17 protein-coding genes are annotated in these 17701 nt (G+C 69.2%); 9 read left to right on the top strand and 8 right to left on the bottom strand.

Annotated features, from left to right (window positions below; translation table 11 throughout):
• Window positions 1-7: 7 nt before the first annotated feature.
• Window positions 8-1057 carry a hypothetical protein gene (locus ACMGFI_RS20455; RefSeq protein ID WP_436912151.1) on the bottom strand — a complete coding sequence of 350 codons (1050 nt, stop codon included), beginning with the start codon at window positions 1055-1057 and terminating at the stop codon, window positions 8-10.
• A 161-nt stretch (window positions 1058-1218) separates the two neighbouring features.
• Window positions 1219-1965, bottom strand: a complete 747-nt coding sequence (locus ACMGFI_RS20450; RefSeq protein ID WP_436912150.1) for an MBL fold metallo-hydrolase — start codon at window positions 1963-1965, stop codon at window positions 1219-1221.
• Between the two features lie 133 nt (window positions 1966-2098).
• Between ACMGFI_RS20450 and ACMGFI_RS20445 the strand changes: the two genes are divergently transcribed.
• Together ACMGFI_RS20445 and ACMGFI_RS20440 are read left to right on the top strand one after the other, a co-directional pair.
• Window positions 2099-2362 (top strand): AbrB/MazE/SpoVT family DNA-binding domain-containing protein, encoded by a 264-nt coding sequence (locus ACMGFI_RS20445; protein ID WP_436912148.1) that lies wholly within the window; start codon window positions 2099-2101, stop codon window positions 2360-2362.
• The gene (locus tag ACMGFI_RS20440) at window positions 2359-2772 is read left to right on the top strand and encodes a putative toxin-antitoxin system toxin component, PIN family (RefSeq protein WP_436912147.1); all 414 of its coding nucleotides are present in this window, start codon (window positions 2359-2361) and stop codon (window positions 2770-2772) included. Before ACMGFI_RS20445 ends, ACMGFI_RS20440 begins: the two co-directional genes overlap by 4 nt.
• Window positions 2773-2781: 9 nt before the next feature.
• On the opposite strand, the gene ligA is transcribed toward ACMGFI_RS20440, so the two are convergent.
• Genes ligA through ACMGFI_RS20425 form a run of 3 tightly spaced genes read right to left on the bottom strand, consistent with a single transcriptional unit; the run spans window position 2782 to window position 8819 of the window.
• Complete coding sequence (ligA, locus tag ACMGFI_RS20435; protein WP_436912146.1) at window positions 2782-4494, bottom strand: ATP-dependent DNA ligase LigA; 1713 nt, start codon at window positions 4492-4494, stop codon at window positions 2782-2784.
• A 27-nt stretch (window positions 4495-4521) separates the two neighbouring features.
• Window positions 4522-7095 carry a type II secretion system F family protein gene (locus ACMGFI_RS20430; RefSeq protein WP_436912145.1) on the bottom strand — a complete coding sequence of 858 codons (2574 nt, stop codon included), beginning with the start codon at window positions 7093-7095 and terminating at the stop codon, window positions 4522-4524.
• The gene (locus ACMGFI_RS20425; protein ID WP_436912144.1) at window positions 7092-8819 is read right to left on the bottom strand and encodes a type II/IV secretion system ATPase subunit; all 1728 of its coding nucleotides are present in this window, start codon (window positions 8817-8819) and stop codon (window positions 7092-7094) included. The genes ACMGFI_RS20430 and ACMGFI_RS20425 overlap by 4 nt, the downstream gene beginning before the upstream one ends.
• A 218-nt stretch (window positions 8820-9037) precedes the next feature.
• Between ACMGFI_RS20425 and mntA the strand changes: the two genes are divergently transcribed.
• Window positions 9038-9457 (top strand): type VII toxin-antitoxin system MntA family adenylyltransferase antitoxin, encoded by a 420-nt coding sequence (mntA, locus tag ACMGFI_RS20420; protein ID WP_436912143.1) that lies wholly within the window; start codon window positions 9038-9040, stop codon window positions 9455-9457.
• Window positions 9458-9468: 11 nt separating this feature from the next.
• Here mntA and ACMGFI_RS20415 read toward each other — a convergent pair whose 3' ends face one another.
• The gene (locus ACMGFI_RS20415) at window positions 9469-9753 is read right to left on the bottom strand and encodes a DUF357 domain-containing protein (protein WP_436912141.1); all 285 of its coding nucleotides are present in this window, start codon (window positions 9751-9753) and stop codon (window positions 9469-9471) included.
• A gap of 158 nt (window positions 9754-9911) precedes the next feature.
• Between ACMGFI_RS20415 and ACMGFI_RS20410 the strand changes: the two genes are divergently transcribed.
• From ACMGFI_RS20410 to ACMGFI_RS20400, 3 genes are all read left to right on the top strand, one after another.
• Window positions 9912-10616 carry a DUF2270 domain-containing protein gene (locus ACMGFI_RS20410; protein WP_436912139.1) on the top strand — a complete coding sequence of 235 codons (705 nt, stop codon included), beginning with the start codon at window positions 9912-9914 and terminating at the stop codon, window positions 10614-10616.
• Window positions 10617-10727: 111 nt separating this feature from the next.
• Window positions 10728-11774 (top strand): NAD(P)/FAD-dependent oxidoreductase, encoded by a 1047-nt coding sequence (locus ACMGFI_RS20405; protein WP_436912138.1) that lies wholly within the window; start codon window positions 10728-10730, stop codon window positions 11772-11774.
• Between the two features lie 88 nt (window positions 11775-11862).
• Entirely contained in the window at window positions 11863-12153 is a 291-nt protein-coding gene (locus tag ACMGFI_RS20400; RefSeq protein ID WP_436912136.1) for a DUF7545 family protein, read from the top strand.
• A 137-nt stretch (window positions 12154-12290) separates the two neighbouring features.
• Here ACMGFI_RS20400 and ACMGFI_RS20395 read toward each other — a convergent pair whose 3' ends face one another.
• Window positions 12291-12953 (bottom strand): 2,5-diamino-6-(ribosylamino)-4(3H)-pyrimidinone 5'-phosphate reductase, encoded by a 663-nt coding sequence (locus tag ACMGFI_RS20395; RefSeq protein WP_436912135.1) that lies wholly within the window; start codon window positions 12951-12953, stop codon window positions 12291-12293.
• 98 nt (window positions 12954-13051) lie between these two features.
• On the bottom strand, window positions 13052-13507 hold the full coding sequence (locus ACMGFI_RS20390; protein WP_436912134.1) for a hypothetical protein: 456 nt from the start codon (window positions 13505-13507) through the stop codon (window positions 13052-13054).
• Window positions 13508-13678: 171 nt separating this feature from the next.
• Here ACMGFI_RS20390 and ACMGFI_RS20385 point away from each other — a divergent pair, with 171 nt between their 5' ends.
• Genes ACMGFI_RS20385 through ACMGFI_RS20375 form a run of 3 tightly spaced genes read left to right on the top strand, consistent with a single transcriptional unit; the run spans window position 13679 to window position 17483 of the window.
• The gene (locus tag ACMGFI_RS20385) at window positions 13679-14947 is read left to right on the top strand and encodes a Single-stranded DNA binding protein (protein WP_436912133.1); all 1269 of its coding nucleotides are present in this window, start codon (window positions 13679-13681) and stop codon (window positions 14945-14947) included.
• On the top strand, window positions 14944-16731 hold the full coding sequence (locus ACMGFI_RS20380) for an RPA family protein (protein ID WP_436912132.1): 1788 nt from the start codon (window positions 14944-14946) through the stop codon (window positions 16729-16731). The genes ACMGFI_RS20385 and ACMGFI_RS20380 overlap by 4 nt, the downstream gene beginning before the upstream one ends.
• Window positions 16731-17483, top strand: coding sequence for a metallophosphoesterase (locus tag ACMGFI_RS20375; RefSeq protein ID WP_436912131.1), 753 nt, complete (start codon window positions 16731-16733; stop codon window positions 17481-17483). The genes ACMGFI_RS20380 and ACMGFI_RS20375 overlap by 1 nt, the downstream gene beginning before the upstream one ends.
• The last annotated feature ends 218 nt before the right edge of the window (window positions 17484-17701 follow it).

The raw sequence follows: 17701 nt of genomic DNA, 5'->3' as shown, positions 1-17701 counted from the left end.
GACCGCATCACAAAGCCGACTGCACGGCGAGCTGTAACAGCTGTGGGAGCAGGACGCTGACTGCGATCTGACTCCACATCGTAAACGTTGCCGGATACACCCGCGTGTTCCGCACCTGTTCGAGCCGTCGGCGAGCATCCTCCAGTTGCTCCTGGTCGGCGATCCTCGAGTTGTTTATGTCGTACGGGTTCTCCAGGGCGGCGTGCAGTTCGCCTTCGAGTTCACGGATCCGTTCTTCCTTCTCGTCGGACATGAACTGATGGATGGAGTACATCGAATGACCGATCGAGAGGAGCCCGACGAACCAAGCAGTCGAGAAAAACACCAGCTCGAAAACCCCGGGGACGTAGCCGTCTGACGGGAGGAACACCGCACCGTATACGAGGAAAAAGAACAGGAGCAAGCCGACCGTGTAGAGATAGTACGACCGCTTCAACAGCTGTCCGACCGCGGCGAATCCGCCCATGTTCCGCGGGTCGTAGAAGAACATGTTGAGATCAGCTTTCCTGATCTGTCGCGGCAAACGGAAGTGGATACCGTAGTAGGTGAGCGCAAACTCAACGATGACCGGGAGAAAGACGAATTCCCACGTGAACAGGAAGTTAATCGCCGTGACCCGGTTCGGAATTCCGACGTTGAGAACGGTGTTCGCATACAGGACGACGACAGCAGTGACGTAGATGATCACCTTCGTTCGCCGGCTGACCGTCTGTCGAAACCGGTCGACCTCCGATCTGTCGATTCTATTGCGTATCCTGGCCGCGGAAAGAGCATCCTCGTAGCCGTTCGACATGTATCGGACGCCGTAAACCCCCAGTAGAACCGCGGCGTATCCGGCGACGACGTTCGGAGAATCGATCAGTACGTGCGTCCCGCCGTTGAAGTGGACGTACACCTGCAGGACGGCCAGGTCCAGGAAGCTAAAGAACCCGACAAACAGATACGGCGGATAGATATCTCTCGCAGGGAGCGCCGCCGATAGCTTCGAAAAGCCGAAGAAGTCCGCCATAAATTCGATCAGGTTCGTTTCCTCAGTTGCTTCAAAATCATCGGACATGGCAGAGGTTGTTGTTTAATTTCATCTTAGTTCTATCGCCTGACGCCGTGAAACACAACTGGAGCGTCCCCGCATGGCGTTCGGTCGGCGCGGGTCGAGGGTAGATACTGTCCGCGGATCCTGTCCTGGAGACTAACGAGCGACTCCCCGCCTGCCGAGGACTACCGCTCGTCCAGCACGACCGGGACGCCTCGCTTCGCGACATCTTCTGCGAAGGCGCCGCTGTCGGCTTCGAGCGCCTCGAAGGTGTTGTAGTGGATCGGGAGCACCAGGTCGGGATCCATCGCCTCGGCCAGGTCGGCGGCGTCGTGGCGGTCCATCGTGAACGACTGGGCGATCGAGGGGACGAACAGCGACACGTCGAGCGCCTCGTGGCCCTCCAGCGCGTCCGAGTCGCCGGTCCAGAAGACGTTCGTTCCGTCGACGGTGACGACGAACCCGCAGCCGATTCCCCTCGGGTGGATCGGCTCGCCGTCCTCGTCGACGTTCTCCCCGTCGGGGTCGTTGTAGGCAGGGACGGTCGCGATCGGTACGTCGCCGACGACGAGTTCGTCCTCCATCCCCACCTCGACGACCTCGTAGGGGAGTTCGTCGACCGGCGTCAGCTCGCGGTCGGTGTCTCCCACGTCGATGCCCTCGAAGGCGACGACCGTGGTGTCCTCGTTCGAGACGCGCTCGACGCCGTCGCTGTCGTAGTGGTGGATGTGGGTGACGCAGACCACGTCGGCGTCCTCGGCGCGGTAGTCCTGGCCGGGCGGGTGGCCGACGCCAGGCGTGTCGGGCTCCCACTCGCCGGTCAGCGTGCCGTAGCGGCCGGGGTCGAGGTAGACGACGGTATCGTCGCTCTGGATGCGCAGCGTGGCGTAGCCGAGCCAGTTGACCGTCAGGCCGTCGTGTCGGACAGTCATACCCGCGAGTTCCGCCGAGACGCGGTTAAGGGTTCGGCTTCGGGTGGCGCCTTCCGGCTCTCGGATCCGGTGGGGACGGTGCGGCGATCTCGACGACAGATTCATGCGTCGGCGTAAGGAATCCTTACGTGAGATGAGCACGGACGACCCGGAGCTGACGACGGTGACCTCGAAGGGTCAGGTCACGATCCCGAGCCGTCTCCGCGAGGAGTTCGGGCTAGAGAAGGGGACGAAACTGATGGTCGTTCCGACGGACCACGGGCTGGTCCTGAAGAAGGTCGAACTCCCGTCGGTCGAGGAGTTCCACGAGCGGGTCGAACGCCGTTCCGACGAGGTCGCTCTCTCGATGAGCGAGGTGAACCGGCTGGTTCACGAGGCGCGTGACGACGACGAATGAGGGCGGTTCTCGATACGAACGTCCTCATTTCGGGAGTGATCGCGACCGGCGTTCCGCACGACGTTCTCGTGGCCGGGTTCGATGGAACCTACGACCTCGTCGCCTCGACCGAAACGCTCGCGGAGTTCCGCGAGACGCTCCGCAAGTACCCGGACCGGTTCGGGATGTCCGACTCGGAGATCCGTCGCGAAGTCGAGACTGTCCGGTACTTCGCGGAGTTCGTCGACCCGGACCCGGACATCGCGGCCGTTCCGGCGGACCCGGACGACGACAAGTTCGTCGAAGCGGCAGTCGCGGGTGACGTGGCGTATCTGGTCTCGGGCGACCAGCACTTGCTCGACCTCGACGAGTTCCGCGGTGTCGATATCGTCACGCCCAGGACGTTCTACGAACGACTCGATATCGACTGAAATACGCCCTCACTGCCGCTCGGCCAGCCGCTCGACCCGCTCCAGCGAGTCGGCGTCGTCCGGGTCGATGTCCTCGCGGACGCCCAGAAACCGCGGGAACCGCAGGGCGTGGCCCGCCGCGTAGGTGGAGGAGGTCTGGATCTCCTCGTACCCCACCTCGAAGACGACGGCGGGGTCGACGTCCACGTCGGCACCGTCCTCGCTCAGGACGTGGGGTTCGAGCAAGGCGGTCAGGTCTTCCAGTTCCTCGTCGGTGATGCCGGTGGCGACCTTGCCGAGGGGAGCGAAGCCGTCGTCCGTGCGGGCCGATACCTCGAAGGTCCCCAGGAGTTCGGCCCGCCGGCCCTCGCCCCACTCGGCGCCGGTGACGACCAGATCCAGCGTCTCCACGTCGGGCTTGCGCTTCAGCCACTGTTTCCCGCGCCGGCCCGGGGTGTATGCAGACTCGGGGTTCTTCAGCATGATCCCCTCCTGGCCCGCGTCCAGCGCTTCGGCCTCGATGTCGGCGATCTCGTCGGGGTCCTCGGAGACGGAGAGGGTCGAGAGCGCCTCGGCTCCCGCCTCGCCCAGCACCGCTTCGAGCCGGTCGTGGCGCTCGGCGAGGGGGTCCTCCAGCAGGTCGTCGCCGTCGGCGTGCAGGCAGTCGAACGCCCGGAACTCGACGGACACGTCCTCGCGGGCCTTCGCCACGTCGTGTTTCCGGCGGAACCGCCGGAGGACCTCCTGGAAGGGGAGCGGCGAGCCGTCCTCGGCGACTGCCACGACCTCCCCGTCGAGGATGGCGGGGGCGTCAAGGCTCTCCTCGACGAATTCGACGACCTCCGGGAGCGGGTCGGTCACGTCCTCCATGTTGCGGGAGAAGAGGGCGGTCGTGGCTCCGTCGTCTATCCCGTCGGGATCGTGGTGCACCTGGACTCTCGCGCCGTCGAACTTCCACTCGACGGCGGCTGTCCCCCAGTCGTCCAGCGCGTCGGTGACGGTCCCGGCCTGGGCGAGCATCGCGCCGACCGGCCGACCGACTTCGAGCCCGAGCGATTCGAGCCCGTCGACCCCGTCGTCGCGGGCGACGACCGCCACCTCGCCGTGGTCGTTGGTGACCTGTAGTGCCCGTTCGACGGCCTCGACGGGCACGTCGAACGCCTCGGCGACCGCGTCCCTGACGGTCCCGTCGCCGACGCCGATGCGCATCTCCGAGAGGACGAGCCGGGCGAGATAGCGCGCCTCGTCGCCCTCCGTCCGGTTGAACAGGCCGAACAGGATGTCGCGCTTGGTGTCGTGACTGCCCGACCCCTCGGTCGCGGCGAGGTCGCGCAACTCGGCGTCCACCTCGGAGACGGTCAGGCCGTCGCTCCCGCCGTGTCCGTCCCCGCTGTCGTCGCCACCGCCACCGGCCCCGAACGCGGCGAGGCCCCGCTGGCCGCCGAAGTCGTAGCTCCCGGCGACCTCGCCCACGTCGCCCACGTCGGCGACCCGGTCCTCCACGTCGTCGGCGGTGACGTTCCGGCCGGCCGCTTTCGCGATGGCCTCGTAGCATAGCGCCGGGCCGATGTCGAGTTTCGTCGAGTCGTGGGCGGGGAACACCCGCCCCTGGACGTAGCGGGCGACGACGGACAGGTCCGGGCCCGCCGCCGCCAGCAGGTCGGTCACGCGCTCGCGCACGTCGGAGTCGGCGCTCTCGGCTTCGATCGCCCGGGCGCGCCCGGCGAAGGCGGCAAACTCCATCGCCTCGTCGGTAGGTCCCCCGCCGGTCTAAAAGCTGCCGACCCCGAGTCGACCCGCCAGTCCCGACCGCTCCGCCGACACCGCCGGTTCCGAGGTGGGCTGGAGTGACTGGGTCCCGCCGGTTCCGGGCCGCCGGACGGTCGCCACGTCGTAGATCCGCGTGCGCTCCTCGGGGTAGGTTCGGTCGACGGCCCCGCCGGTGTAGCCGAACCGCTCGTCGCCGTCGGTGTCGAGGTGGGGGACGGCGTACAGTTCCATCTCGTCGCTGTAGGTCGATCCGAGGCGTATCCGCACGTCCTCGTGGCCCCCCGCGGCGAGGTACTCGCTGTGGCCGACGATCTCGCCGTCGGCGCCCCGGGCGCGGACCGTGACGTAGCCGCCCTCCGAGAGCGACACCGAGTCGACGGTGACGGTCTCGCCGGCCACCGTCTGGTCGTCGAAGGTGACCTGCGCGACCGGGGAGGAGAGCAGCAGGAAGGCGCCGTAGGCGACCGCGAGCATGATCGCCGCGTGTTTGGCGCCGTGTTTGAGCGAGCCCTCGCCGAGCTGGCCGGCGATGAACCCCGAGAGGACCGCCTGGACGATGGCGGTGTGGAAGAAGACGAGGGTGTAGGCGGCCTTGTTCACCTGGCCGAAGCGGGCGAACGCGTCGACGTTGACCGCGAGGCGCTCGGTGTTCTCGGGGGTCGGGACGTTGTTCGGGAGGCTCGGCACGAGCACCTCCTGGACGGCAGCGATGATGACGAGGAAGACGAGGAAGGAGATGTAGATGACGATCAGGTAGGTGAACATCTGCTGGCGGCGCTTGCGCCGGAGCTTGAGCTCGGTGGACGCCTGCTCGCCGGCGATCCGCAGGACGGGCGCGAGGTCGCCGCTCGCCCGGAGGGCGTTCGTCAGCAACGTGACGACGCGGGTCGTCGCCGTCGTGCGGACGCGGAGGCCGAACCGCCGTAGCGCGTCGTCGACGTTCGCGCCGTAGGTGAGGTCCCGGCAGATGCGGTCGACCTCGACCGAGAGGACGCCCAGGTCGCTCTCGCGGACGCGCTCGAACCCCTCGACGACGGACATCCCGGCCTCGTTGAGGCTCGCGAGCCGTTCGAGCAGTTCCGGGAGCGCGGCCTCCATCTTCCGGATCCGCCGGCTGTACACCTCCCAGACGACAGCGAACGAACCGACCACCAGAAGCGTCGCCTGGATCAGCACGTCGTCGAGCGCCCTGATCTGGACGCCGGTGGTCCCCACCAGGTCCGGCGCCCGGAGCGCGATAGACAGCACCGCGATCGGGACGGTCACGTAGAGGATCGCGGTCGGCCGCTGCATGAGCCCGCGAAACGGCCGGTCGAACAGCGCCCGGACGCGGGCGAGCGAGTCGTACGCGGCCAGTTGCTCGCGGAGCGTCGACGACGCCGCGTACCCGCCGTCGGTCACCGCCCCGTCGGCCGCCGAACCGTCAGCGGCCGCCCCGTCGGCCGCCGGATCGGCCCCGGACCCGCCGGCGTCCGGGAGCCCGCCCCGTCCGCGGATCGACGCCGCGAGCGCCCCCGTCTCGCTCCCGCCCCCGACGCCCAGCAGGTCGAGCTTCCCGGAGAGGTATATCACGAACAGGAGATTTGCCAGCGGGATCATCACGTAGGCGAGCAGGCGCAGGAAGTTGATGGTCTGAGCCGTCGTCAGCCCGAAGACCAGCAGGATGGTCATCAGGAACAGCGTCCCGGCGACGAGGACGGTGACGTAGGCCTCGGCGATGGTCGCCAGCAGTTCGAGGATCTCCTCCTGGCGGTCGGCGGCCTCCTCGCGGTAGCGCTCGTACTGGTCGCGCAGGAACCCAGGGAGGTTCTGCCCGCTCTGGAGGACGCTCGCGAGGTTCTCGCTGAAGGTCTTGAACTCCTCGCTGGGCGTCCGCTTCGAGACGTTCCGGACGGAGGTGATGATATCACGGCCGAACAGATCCATCTCGCGGACGGCGACGGAGATCTCGTCGGCGCCGTGGCCGTACACGTCGCGGTTCTCGGCCAGCGTCCGCATCACCGCGGGGGTGGACATCCCGCCGCGCGACAGCGCGTAGACGAACGCGACCGTCCGCGGCAGCCCCTCGTTGATGCCGCGCCGGCGGACCTCCGCAGTACTCCGGGGGCTCTCCCAGCGGTACCAGTAGGTGAACCCGGCGACGGCCAGCCCGGAGACGGCCCCGCCGGCGGTCAGCACGCCGAACACCTGGTTCGGGGTCAGGTCGGGCTCCAGTTCCGGTCGCCCGAGCGTGTTCGCGATGGCGTCGGGCAACTGCTGGATGAACTCGCCGACGGCCGGGAGCACGAGCAGGACACCGCCGAAGACGTACACGCCGACGATGGCGCCGGCCATCGCGGCGAGGACCGTCACGAGGTACGTCTCGGCCGCGTAGGCGCGGTACGTCTTGTCGACGTACGCTTCCCTGAGCCGCCGCCGTCGGTCGGGCGCCTCGTCGGGGACGTACCGGCCGAAGTAGCGGCGGGCGACCCGGGTGAACCAGGTGCCGAGGCCGGGCCACAGCGACGACAGCGGGACCAGCGCGGCCAGTCCCAGCGCGACGACCAGCGGCGCGAGTCCGACGACTGAACTCATTGCTGGTCGCCGGTCGCCGGGTCGGTCCCCTCGCCGGCCGCCCGGTCGCCCCTCTCACCGACCGCCGGGTCGGCCCCGTCTCGGGCGCCCGGGTCGGTCCCCTCGTCGACGGTCACGTCGGCCTCGTCGATCATGGCGACGACCTCCTCGGGGTCGGCGTAGTACTTGTTGACCATCGCCGTGAACCGCCGGTAGTCGGTGATGTCGTTGTCCCGGAGGTACGTCAGGAACCGCCGGCGGTTGCGCAGTTCGCGGAGCAACTCGGCGCGAGTCCACCCCTGCTCCTCGCGGATCTCCTCCAGAAGTTCGCTGTTGTTGCGGGAGAACGTGTCGGCGGTGCCGTCCCAGTTGTAGGTGTTCGAGTAGTCGAGTTCGCCCGTCCGCTGGTCGATGCCCTCGATCTCCGCGATGGTCCTGGCTCGGCGGACCCGCTCGCCGCCCGAGCGCGTCAGGACCTGCACGCTCAGCACGTCCAGGCTCTGGACCATCGGCCGCGGGACGTTGATCGGCTCGTTCTCCAGCCGGTTGATGACCGTCTGCACGGAGTCGGCGTGCAGCGTCGAGAAGGTGGTGTGGCCGGTGTTCATCGCCTGGAACAGCGTGATAGCCTCCTCGCCGCGGACCTCGCCGACGACGATGTACTCGGGGCGGTGGCGCAGCGACGACCGCAGGAGGTCGTACATCGTGATGTCGCCGTCGCCCATGCGCTCGCGCGTCACCGACGAGAGCCAGTTCTCGTGATACAGCGAGAGCTCGCGGGTGTCCTCGATGGTGATGACCTTCGACCGCGGCGGGATGAACATCGAGACGGCGTTCATCGAAGTGGTCTTGCCCGCCGCCGTCCCGCCGGCGAAGATGAGGCTCTTGTTGTTCTCGATGCAGAGCCACAGGAAGGCTAACATCCGGGCGTCGTATGTGCCGTAGTTCATCAGGTCGACCGGCGTGAACGGCTCCTCGGCGTACTTCCGGATGGTGAACGCCGACCCGCGCGGCGTGACCTCCTCGCCGAGCGCCAGCTCGATCCGGGAGCCGTCGGGCAGCGTCGTCGAGACGACGGGGTCGGAGACGCTGACGTGACGGCCCGAGCGCTGGGCGAGCTGGACGACGTAGTCGTCGAGTTCCTCGCGCTCGAAGACGACCGTCGTCTCCACGTCGGTGTACTCCTCGTGGTAGACGAATACGGGGAGACCGGCCCCGTCGCAGGAGATGTCCTCGACGCGAGGGTCGTGCATGACGGGGTCGAGCTTGCCGTACCCCAGAAACGAGCGGTGGAGGTAGTAGAAGAGGCGGTAGAACGTCTCGGTGGCGACGGAGACGCCGTACTCCTCGAGGCGCTGGCGGAGTTCCTCGCGCAGGGCGTCGGCGGGGTCGTCGCTCACGTCGTCGCGGTAGAGCAGCGGGTCGCGGATGTCGTCGAAGACGCGGCCGAGCAACTCGCGTTCGGTCCCGTCGAGGGTCGGCTCGACGACGCGGTAGCGGTGTTCGTTCTCCTCGTCGTCGTAGGCGATGGAGACGTAGGCGAAGGGGGCGTTGAGCCAGTAGCGGTCGACCTCGCGGCCACCGCTCGGCGGGTCGTCGGCGACCAGCCGCCCGTGGCGAGCGGGGTCGTAGTCGGGGACGTGGATCCGCGACCCGGTGAGCGCGCCGGCCGCCCGCGAGAGCCACCGCTGGAACGCCGCGAGCCGCCCGTCCGCGCCCGGTCCGTCCGTCGCTTGCCGTGCCATGAGTACCCCGGAGGGTGTTACTCCAAGTCCCCCGGCGAGTCACTTAAACCCGAACCCCCAGGAATCACGGTTGAAATTCGCGAGGGTGCGGTGTCACACCGGACGTTGACTGACGACACGTAGATCGATGGGATCCGCTTCACGAAGGGCGCCGCGGAAGCGGGGAACCACGCCCCCTTGCTCGAACGTTTATTACCGTCGCCTGACAACGGACGGGCATGGAGCGGCGAGACGATATCTCCGGCGTGGATCTGGACGCCGTTCGCCGTGTTCTCGACGCCGCCCCCGTGTCGGTCGGGGTCCTCTACGGGTCGGTCGCGCGCGGCGATGCCCACGGTCGGAGTGACATCGACCTCGGAGTCGCATTCGAGGACGTGCCCTCCCCGTCGGAACGGACTCGCGAACGCCTGTCGCTGATCGACGCGCTGTCGGCCGCGCTCGGCACCGACGACGTCGATGTCGTTCCGATCACCGACTCGCCGCCCGAACTCCGGCGCTCGATCCGTCGTGACGGCGTGGTCGTGTACGGGTCGCTGGACCGGGCTCGCGACCTGCTCGCGACGCCGGACTCCGAGGCCGACGACGCACCGCTCGACTCGTTCGACAAAATTCTCCGGGACATCGAGCGAGCCGTCTGAGACAGGCACGTTCAGACTGTGAACAGATGGCCCTCATCGGGCACGTCGAACAGGCCGATCCGGGCGCCGGCGTCGAGCCAGGCGTGGCCGTAGGAGAACGACGCCAGCGCGTTGACGGGGTCGTCCTCCTCCCGGAAGTGGCGGCCGTCCTCCAGGTACGAGCGGGCCATCTCCTCGCACTCGGCGGCGGCGTCGGCCATCGGTGTTCCCTCGGGCGGCGCGACCTCGGCGGCGTCGAGCGCCTCGGCGAGCAGCCCCTCGTAGCGGTCGGTCTTCTCTTCGAGGTCGGCGGGCATACGCGACCCGAACGGCGGGCCGGTCCTAAGTGTTCGGTCGTCGGCCGGCGCCGCCCGGCGGCGCGTCGGCTGCCGAGAGCCGACCGCCCGACTGCCGGGTACTCGCCGGATGGTCACGTTCTCTGAGGAGTATTGGTCGTCGAGGGCGAACGGGAGACATGGACGACGACCTCGGCGACAGCCGACTCGACCGCGGCGACGAAGAGGTCGCCGCGGAGATCGCCGGCGACACGGAGGCGCTCCTCGGGGCGCTCCCGCACTTCTACCGGGGCGAGGTGAGCCAGGCCAACAGCGCCCAGGACCGGATCGACCGCACGACCAACTGGGCGATAACCCTCCTGGCGGCGCTGTTGTCGCTCGTGTTCGCCGGGCCCGAGATGCCAGCGTACCTGCTGCTCATCGGCCTCGCCGCGCTCGCCGCCTTCCTCTCCTACGAGGTGCGCCGCTACCGATTCTACGACCTGTATCGGTCGCGGGTGCGGATCCTCCAGGAGAACGTCTTCGCAAACGCGCTCTCGCCCGAAGGCGTCGAACACGTCGAGTGGCGCGAGGAGCTGAGCCGGGACCTGCGTTATCCGACGTTCAAAGTGTCCACCCTCGAAGCGCTCTCGCGGCGGCTCCGGCGGATCTACGGGTTGCTGTTCGCCGTGGTCGGCGTCGCGTGGGTGGCGAAGGTCACTCTGTTCACGCCGGAGAACCGCTGGACCGAGGCGGCCGAACTCCCGGGGGTCCCCGGCGTCGTCGTCGCGGGCGCGCTCGGGGCGTTCTACCTCGCGGTCACCGCGCTCGCGCTCTGGCCGATCGAACGGCAGGCCAAGGGCGAAGTACACGGCGAGCGGGTAGGCGAGTGGAAAGAGGAGTGAGGGGCCAGCTCGGGACCTCGATTCGAGCGCGCTCGACGGCGTGCCGCCGCCTCGCGGCCGGCCGGTGCGACAGCGCAAGGTAAATACCCCATCCTCCGCTATCGGTGAGCAATGAGTTCAGAGACGGCCGACCACCGACGACTTATCATCGCGGGATCGGGGATCGCGGGGCTGACAGCCGCCATCTACGCGGCGCGGTCGAACCTCGACCCGCTCGTGCTGGAGGGCGACGAGCCCGGCGGCCAGCTGACGCTGACGACCGACGTGGAGAACTACCCCGGGTTCCCCGACGGCGTCGGCGGGACCGAGCTGGTCAACGACATGAAGGAGCAGGCCAAACAGTTCGGCGCCGAGATCACCCACGGGATCGTCGAGGACGTCGACGACGAGACGCGCCCGTTCGAAGTCGAGGTCAACACGGGCGACACGTACACGGCCGACGCCGTCATCGCCGCCAGCGGTGCCAGCGCCCGCACCCTGGGGGTCCCCGGCGAGGACGACCTGATGGGCTTCGGCGTCTCGACCTGCGCGACCTGCGACGGCGCGTTCTTCCGCGGCGAGGACATGCTCGTCGTCGGCGGCGGCGACGCGGCCTTCGAGGAGGCCGACTTCCTGACGCGCTTTGCCGACACAGTCTACCTCGTCCACCGCCGCGAACAGTTCCGCGCGGAGGACTACTGGATCGACCGGCTGATGGACAAAGTGGACGACGGCGACGTGGAGATCATGCGCAACACCGAACTGCTGGAGGTCCACGGCTCCCAGGAGGAGGGCGTCGACCACGTCACGCTCGCGCGGAACGAGTCGGGCTACCCGAAGGACAACCTCGACGACGACGAGACCGAACAGTTCGACTTCGACGTGGGCGCCGTCTTCGTCGCCATCGGCCACACGCCGAACACCGACTACCTCGAAGACACCGGCGTCGAACTCGACGACGAGGGGTACGTCAGCACGCTCGGCGGCGAGGGCGGCAACCAAACCGCCACGGGCGTCGAGGGGCTGTTCGCCGCGGGCGACGTGGTCGACCACCACTACCAGCAGGCGATCACCGCGGGCGGCATGGGCTGCAAGGCCGCGATGGACGCCGACGCCTACCTCGAACGCGAACTGTCGGCCGAGAGCGGCGCCGAGGCCGCGGCCGAGGCCGACGATTGAGCGGTCGCGAGCACCGATTTTTCCGCGGGACGGCCCCGAGAGCGCACGCTTCCACCAGAGTCATACGTCGGCTCTCCCAACGGAGGCTATGGCAGAATCCGAGACGGTCACGCTGACGCTCGAAACCGAGGACGCGACAGACGAACTGGAAGTCCCGACGACGCTGGTCGAGATGCTCGCCGAGAGCGAGGACGAGTCGGCGCCCGAGGTCGTCGGTGACATCGCGATGTTCGGCCTCGCCCAGCGCATCCACAGCGCCGCCCACCACAGCGAGGGCGAGCCCAGCGACGAGGTCGCGGAGACCGAGAAGCTGACGCTGGACCTGTTCGAGAAGCGGTTCGGCCGCTCGTTCGCGGAACTGACCGGCCACAGCCACTGATACGGATTATTGCAAGCGTTTACCGGGTCGACCGCACGACTGCGTGCGGTCGATCCCGGAATGACTTGCAAGAATCCGTATGAGACATCTCTCCCGGTAGTCGCGGTAGTGTACGACCGACGGCGCCCCGGAGCCGCTCAGGGAACGTCCCAGCGGATCAGGACGCCGTCGTCGATCCGTTCCACGTCGCGCAGCGACAGCTCCGGGAAGTCGGAGACGAAGCCGTCGCCGTCGGCGAGGGTGGGGGCCTTCCACCCGCCGATGACGGCGGGGCCGACGAACGTCGAGAGCTCGTCGACCAGATCGGCGGCGAACAGCGAGAAGATGAGTTCGCCGCCGCCCTCGACCATCAGCCGTTCGACCCCCCGCGACTCCAGTTCCGCGAGCGCCTCGGGCAGGTCGACCTGCTGTTCGCCGGTCGAGATAACTTCCGCGCCGGCCTCGGTGATCTCGGCGACGAAGTCCTGGGGAGCGGCCTCGCTGGTCAGGAGGATGGTCTCGGCGCGGTCGTCGAGGACGCGCGCGTCGGTGGGCGTGCGGATCCGCGAGTCAGCGACGATCCGGGCGGGGTTCTCGGGTTTGCCGGCGTCGCGCCGGCGCTCGCGGCGGGCGTCGTCGTCGACGGTCAGCGAGGGGTCGTCGGCCAGCACCGTGCCGACGCCGACCATGACGGCGTCGCTCTCGGCGCGCAGGGCGTCGACCCGGTCGAAGTCCTCGGGGCCGCTGATCTCGACCTGTTCGCGCTCCCGGGTCGACAGCTTCCCGTCGGCGCTCACGGCCGCGTTGACGACGACGTGCATACCCGGTAGCTACGCGCTCGCGGGAAAACCGCTTTCGATGTGAGACGCCGCGCTCGGCCGACGCGCGACCGTCGGGGCCACCTCGCCCGGCCCGGCGGTCACTCCGGTCGCCCGGTCAACTTCCGGGCGTCGAGGCGTTTGGCCCCGTCGGCCCCGGCGGCGCGGAAGACGAGGGCGTCGCAGTCGGTCCACAGCTCCTCGATGTCGAAGACGTACTCGTCGGTCCAGCTCTTCAGCCGCGCCTCGCCGGCGTCGTCGATCTCCAGGAAGGTTCGGGGCGTCTCCTGGGTGGCGATCTCCCACTCGTCGTCGCCCACCGCGAACGACTCCCGCTCCTCGTCGGCCCACGCGAAGACACACCGGTACTGCTCGCGCGGCTCGTCCGAGCGTCCGTGGTCGACCCGCCTGTCGGTCTCGAAGTCGATGCCCCTGGCCGAACACCACTCGCGGAGGTACGCCTCGTCGAACCGCTTGGGCCCGCCCGCACCCGCCCCCGACCGCCGCCAGAGCGCGTGGGCGTCCGACGGCTTCCCCCGGAAGGTCGGAGGTTGCATACACCCGTCTCGACCGTCGGCCGGTAAATAGCTGCCGCGAAAGTCGCCGGAGATGACAGCTCCGCCGCGGCCGACGCGGCTCGCGACGGGCGGGTCGGCCGGGGGGAGGGCGTGCGCGGCGTCGACGACCCGACGGGAACGATTTTTACCGGGGCACCACAAGGTCCGGTGATGAGCTTAGACGACCATGCCGAGGAGCTCGCCTCCGACCTCGGCGTCGACAAAACGGAGGTCAAACGCGACCTGGAGAACCTCGTGGAGTACAGCGTCCCCGTCGAGGAGGCCAAAGACAGCCTCCGCCGGAAGTACGGCGACGGCTCGGACGACGGCGGCCCCACCACCAAGTCCATCGCCGAGATCACGACCGGCGACTCGAACGTGACCGTCACCGGGACGGTCCTCACCGTGGGCAAGCGGTCGATCCGCTACCAGGGGTCCGACCACGTCATCTTCGAGGGCGAGATCGCCGACGAGACCGGCAAGATATCCTACACCGCGTGGGACGACTTCGGCCTCCAGGCCGGACAGACGATCACCGCCGGCAACGCGGGCATCCGCGAGTGGGAGGGCGAACCGGAACTCAACCTCGGGGAGAGCACGACCATCCAGCTGGCCGACGAGGACCTCGACGTGGAGTTCCCGGTCGGCGGCGACTCGACGCTCGCCGAACTCGAACCCGGCGACCGCGGCCGGACGATCGAGGTCACGGCCCTGGAGGTCGAGACCAAGACCATCGACGGCCGCGACGGCGAGACGGAGATCCTCAGCGGCATCCTCGCCGACGAGACGACGCGGCTCCCCTTCACCGACTGGGAGCCCCACGACGCGATCACCGAGGGCGCTTCGGTCCGTCTGGAGGACGTGTTCGTCCGCGAGTTCCGCGGCGCGCCCTCGGTGAACGTCTCGGAGTTCACCGAGGTGGAGGCGCTCGACCGGCCCGTCGAGGCGACCGAGGACGCCCCGCGACTGGCCGTGCGGGACGCCATCGAGTCGGGCGGCCTCTTCGACGTGGAACTGGTCGGCAACGTCATCGCGGTCCGGGACGGCTCGGGCCTCATCGAGCGCTGTCCCGAGTGCGGCCGCGTCGTTCAAAACGGCCAGTGCCGGACCCACGGCGCCGTCGACGGCGTCGACGACCTGCGGATCAAGGCGATCCTCGACGACGGCACCGGCACCGTCACCGCCATCCTCGACGACGAACTCACCGAGGCGATCTACGGCGGCGACGTCGAGGACGCGAAGGAACACGCCCGCGAGGAGATGGACCAGGAGGCCGTCGCCGACGCCATCCGCGAGAAACTCGTCGGCCGGGAGTTCCGCGCCCGCGGGTCGCTGTCGGTCGACGAGTACGGCGCCAACCTCAACGCCCGGTCGTTCGACGAGACCGACGACGACCCGGCGAGTCGCGCCGCCGACCTGCTGACGGAGGTCCGCGGATGAGTGGGTCCGAGGACCAGGGCGGCGCGGGCCGCCGCGAGGTCGCCTACCGCCTGTTCGCCGCGGAGTTCGAGGACGCCGACTTCTCCTACTCCGAGAGCGACGAGGAGCGGGCGCCCAACTACGTGGTCTCGCCGACGGGCGGCCGCGTCAACCGGCTGTTCGTCGTCGGCGTCCTCACCGAGGTCGAGAACGCCAGCGAGGACGTGCTCCGCGCCCGGGTCGTCGACCCCACCGGCGCGTTCGTCGTCTACGCCGGCCAGTACCAGCCCGACGCCCAGGCCTTCTTCGACCGCGCCGAGCCGCCGATGTTCGTCGCCGTCACCGGGAAGGCCCGCACGTTCCAGCCCGACGACTCGGACGTGACCTACACGTCGATCCGCCCGGAGAACGTCAACGAGGTCGACGCCGAGACCCGGGACCGCTGGACGGTCGGCACCGCCCGGCAGACGCTCGACCGCGTGCGGACCATGGCCGACGCGCTCGCCCGGGAACAGCGGGGCGACGAACTCCGCGCGGCGCTGGAGGCCGAGGGCGTCGACACCGGCCTCGCCGCGGGGATCCCGCTCGCTATCGACCACTACGGCACGACCGGGGCCTACCTCGACGCGGTGCGCGACACCGCCGTCCAGGCCATCGAGGTCGTCGCCGGCGAGCGCGAGGAGGTCGAACCCCACTCCGCCTCGCCCGACGCGCCCGGCGACGCCGACCTCGGCTCGCTGGCCGCGCTCGACGTGGCCGCGACCGTCGGCGGCGAGACGACCGACCTCGGGGAGGGACCCGACGAGACTTCGGCGGCGACCGCCGACGCCGGGACCGCCGACACGGACACCGCGACTGCCGAGAACGATACGACTGCCGCCGCCGAGACCGAACCTGACGAGACTGTGGACACCTCCGCTACCGCCGACGCGGGAACCGAATCCGCGGCCGGATCCGAGTCGGAACCCGAAACCGCGGAAGCGGTGGAGACCGATCCTGCGGGAGGGAGCGAGTCGAAACCCGCCGAGACCGAATCGGAACCGGCGGAGACCGAACCCGCAGCCGTCGACGCCGAACCCGCCGGGGCCGGAGCGGAGGGCGACGCCGGGACTGGAGTCGCCGAGACCGGCGCCGAGTCGGCCGACGCGGCTGGTGACGACGCGGACGCGGACGACCTCGACGACTTCGACGGCGAGTTCGAACTCGACGAGGACGAGCGCGAGGAGATCGAGGAGGAGTACGGGACGGGATTCACCAGCGGCAACGAGGTCGACGAACCGGGCGAGGCCGGCATCGAGACGCCCGACCCCGAAGAGCTGGCCGAGGCCGAAGCGGACGCCGAGGCTGAAGCCGGGTCGGGAGCCGACGCCTCCGCGACCTCGGCGGCCGAGACCGGCACCGAGACGGTCGAACCCGAGCCGGAGGCGGAGGCGACCGAGTCCGGGTCCGAGCCCGAGTCCGGAACTGCCGAGACCGCGGACCCCGCGGCCGACTCCGGGCCGGAGACGGGGCCGGAAACGGCCGACGAGGGCGAATCCGCCGGCGAGGACGGATCCGCCGACGACGAATCTGCCGATGACGAAGGCGAGGAGGCGGAACCGGCCGAAGACGTAGACATCGAGGACGCGGTGATGGACGCGATGGCCGAGCACGACGACGGCGAGGGCGCCCACGCCGACGAGATCGTCGACGCGGTGACCGCCCGGACCGGCGCCGACGACGAGGAAGTTCGGGAGGCCATCCAGGACGCGCTGATGGGCGGCCGCTGCTACGAGCCCGAGGACGACGTGTACAAGCCGATCTGATGGGCGTCGAACCGATCCCCGACGAGCCCGCGGCGGTCGCGACCTGCGGCGGCGAGCGGGTGCTCGTCGTCGCGGACTTCCACGCCGGCATCGAGGCGGGCCTACGCCGCGACGGCGTCGAACTCCCCGACCACGCGCCCGACCGCCGCGAGTCGCTGTGCGCCCTCGTCGACGCCGAGCGGCCGGACCGGCTCCTCTTCCTCGGGGACCTCGGCCACGCCATCGGCGACCCCGGCCGCGACGAGCGCGAGGAGGTCCTCGCGCTGTTCGACGCACTCCCCGATCTGCCGGTCACACTCGTCAGGGGCAACCACGACGGCGACGCCGAATCGGTCCTCGAACGGGTCGACCAGCCCGTCGAGGTCACCCCCGGTCACGGCGTCCGCCTCGGCGAGGTCGGCTTCGCCCACGGCCACACCTGGCCGAGTCCGGAGGTGCTCGCTGCGGACGTGGTCTGCGTCGGGCACGAACACCCGGTCGTCCGCCTCGAAGACGAGGTCGGCGGCGCCCGCGTCGAGCGGGTGTGGCTCCGGGGCGGCGTCGACCCCGAACCCTTCCGGGAGTTCCACGGCGAGGACCTCGCTATCGACGGCGAACTCGTCGTCTGCCCGGGGTTCAACGACCTCTCGGGTGGGACCTGGGTCAACGTCGCCGGCCAGGAGTTTCTCGCGCCGTTCCTCCCCGACGGGCTGGTCGACGGCGAGGCGTACCTCCTCGACGGCACCCGCCTCGGCGACTACCGCCGGGTCTGAGTCGACGGCCAGCGCGACGACACCGGGCGATCTGCCGTGTTCAGTTCGAATTGCGAACCCACTTTTTCCGGCGGAGAGCTCCTCGCGGCCCTGCGGGCCGCTGCGGGGATCCTCCGCCGGAAAAACTTGGGGAAAAAAGGCCGGACGACGCGCTCGCTTCGCTCGCTTGCGTCCGGCGAACCGCCTCGCTCACTTCGTTCGCTCGGCGGATGCTGGCG

Origin of the sequence: Halosimplex marinum (assembly GCF_051414075.1) — an archaeon.
Lineage (GTDB): Archaea > Halobacteriota > Halobacteria > Halobacteriales > Haloarculaceae > Halosimplex > Halosimplex marinum.
Note: the sequence above shows the minus strand (reverse complement) of the source record. Positions and strands in the feature narration are given on the sequence as shown.